This window comes from Candidatus Poribacteria bacterium (assembly GCA_016866785.1).
Taxonomy (GTDB): Bacteria; Poribacteria; WGA-4E.
This window is the reverse complement of record VGLH01000271.1, coordinates 1-1,927: the sequence shown is the minus strand read 5'-3', so window position 1 is coordinate 1,927 and position 1,927 is coordinate 1. Positions and strand designations below refer to the sequence as shown.

Sequence of the window (1,927 nt, the reverse complement as noted above, 5' to 3'; positions counted from 1 at the left end):
CGCCGGATCGAGAGGGCGAGTATTACTTCTGGACGGTGGGCGGGGCTCAGACCGAAGCGATGTTCATCGCCTCGACGACGAGTTGGGTCAACGGAGAACCCGTCTGGGGCGACGGCAACGACGTCGCAGACTGGGGCGAAGCGGAGTTCCAAACCGCGTTGGGGCAGGGCCGCGCGCGACCGTCGCAGCTCATTGATTTCGGTCGCCGCTTGCCGGGCGATGTCGTCGCGTGCGGGCTGAAGGTGGTCGTTGGGAAGTGACGGGTCACAGGGGTGCCACGACGGAAGGAGACACAACGGCGAGATAAGGGGCGTTCTCGGAAGGACCGACCCGAAGCGGCGGGTTAGGATGCGCGGGTCGGAATCAACGCGAAGCTCGGCGCGATGCCGCGCCGGTCGTCATGATGGTAGTCGCAAACGCGCCGAGGGCGGATACGTCTACGCAGGGAAAGGTCGAGCCATGCGGTCGCGCAAGCTTCGGGCCCTGTCTGGTCTGGTTGCGAGTGTCGTTCTCGCGTTGTTCGTGTGCGCGGGCGTGTCGGCGCAAACGTCGTGGACGAAATACGCGGGAAATCCTGTGTTCGTCGGTCCCACCGTGTCCACCGCGGGACCCATGGTGGTTTTCGACGGTTCGCAGTATCGGATGTGGTATAACGCCGGACCAGACGGCTCTGACATCCGGTACGCTACGTCACCCGACGGAATCAGTTGGACCGACAACGGCTTCGCTGTCCCGCGCGGCGACGTGACGCCGCAGTGGGTTGACACGCCCGCAGTCATCATCGACGACGGCGTTTACAAAATGTGGTACGGCGGCGGCACTACCGCAGGCGGCTATGGGATCGTCTGCTACGCCACGTCGACAGACGGCGTCACATGGACGAAGTATGCCTCCAATCCCGTCTTCACGAAGTCGGGCTCCGAGATGCACTCCGGGTCCGTCATCAAGGATGGGTCCACGTACAAGCTCTGGTATCACGCGTATTTCGGAGGGAGTGACCCGTACATCGGGTATGCCACGTCACCGGATGGCATCTCGTGGACAGATCAAGGCGTCGTGCTCGACCAGGGCTCCTCCGGAGCGACGGATACAAACTCCGTTGGTGAACCCTCCGTACTCAAACGCAACGGTCAGTACGAAATGTGGTACGCGGGCGTCAATGCCAGCAACGTTCAAACGATCAACTACGCGACATCGGGCGACGGCGTGACATGGACGAAATACGCCTCGAACCCGGTGCTCGGTGTCGGCGCTTCTGGGTCGTGGGATGCCGTTGCGGTGATGGGACCGACGGTCTTGATCGCGAACGGCGACATGCGGATGTGGTTTGCTGCAGTTAACTCAGTCTATGGGGCGGGAATCGGGTATGCGACGGCGAATCCGACCGCTAGCGTCACCCCGACGACCGTCAACGCTGGCATCGTCACAAAACCAAGCTCTGGTACAGCGACGTTCACCATCACGAACACCGGCGGCGGGACGCTGACGGTCAGCGGCATCACTTCCAGCAACAGTCAGTTCACGGTCTCGCCCGCGCCGCCCTACAACCTGGCGGCGGGTCAGAGCCAGACGGTCACCGTCACCTTCACGCCGACCGTCGCTGGCACGGCGAGTGCGACGCTGACGATCACCCACAACGCGTCGGGCAGCCCCGCGACCGTCACGGCGAGCGGAGTCGGGCTCTGGTCCTACCAGAACTGGCAAGCAACGCTCCGCCTGACGGGCGACCCGGCGGGCGACCACACGGTCATCGTCGGCGTCGCGCCCGACGCATCGGATGCCGTGAACCTGTCGGCGGAGGACACGCTCGCCCCGCCCATGCCGCAGCCTCCGGCGTCATGGCTCCGCCTCCTGAGAGGCGGCCAGGCGCTATCACAGGATGTTCTCGCGTTCGCCGATGCGCGAACGTGGACCATCGAAGTCGAGG

Annotated in this window: 1 protein-coding gene; it reads left to right on the top strand. The window is 64.1% G+C overall.

Annotated elements, in window-relative coordinates; translation table 11 throughout:
• Positions 1-348: 348 nt before the first annotated feature.
• Positions 349-1,927: choice-of-anchor D domain-containing protein (locus tag FJZ36_19215; protein ID MBM3217030.1), on the top strand; the 1,579-nt coding region annotated here is incomplete at its 3' end.